Origin of the sequence: Paraburkholderia sp. SIMBA_053 (assembly GCF_046534895.1) — a bacterium.
In the GTDB taxonomy this organism is placed as follows: Bacteria; Pseudomonadota; Gammaproteobacteria; order Burkholderiales; family Burkholderiaceae; genus Paraburkholderia; species Paraburkholderia caledonica.
The window spans coordinates 1-444 of record NZ_JAWRXU010000121.1 but is presented as its reverse complement, the minus strand read 5'-3'; the positions used below and the strand labels follow the sequence as shown (position 1 = coordinate 444).

The following is a 444-nucleotide window of genomic DNA, read 5'->3' as shown; positions in this document are numbered from 1 at the left end:
CTGCGCGATGCATTCGTCGAAGAATTGCACGAGCGACTCGTACTTGTTGACGTCGATTTCATGCGGCACGCCGGCCGGGTACGACGCGTACCAGATACCGTCGGTGTTGGGCGCGCGCCCGGCATGCCCGCTTGCCTGATTCGCAGCGGCGGGCGAGGGCGAGGCTTGAGTGGGCTCGGTCATCGGTCGTCTCCTGAAGCCGGGGCTTCATGTGTTTGTGTGCTGTTTGTGCAGTGCTTTGCTTATGGTTCGCGCGACGTAGGTCAGCGCTCAAGAATAGCCACCACGCCCTGGCCGCCGGCCGCGCAGATCGAGATGAGTCCGCGCGCGGTGCCCGCGGGCTTATCGAGCTGCGCGAGCATCTTCGCAAGCCCCGCGACGATGCGCCCGCCCGTCGCCGCAAACGGATGACCCGTCGCGAGCGAGCCGCCGTTGACGTTGAGC

Annotated in this window: 2 pseudogenes; both read right to left on the bottom strand. The window is 65.8% G+C overall.

Annotated elements, in window-relative coordinates:
• Window positions 1–183: pseudogene (locus tag SB753_RS34855) on the bottom strand (long-chain fatty acid--CoA ligase); the annotation flags it as partial.
• Window positions 184–263: 80 nt separating this feature from the next.
• Window positions 264–444: pseudogene (locus SB753_RS34850) on the bottom strand (acetyl-CoA C-acyltransferase); the annotation flags it as partial.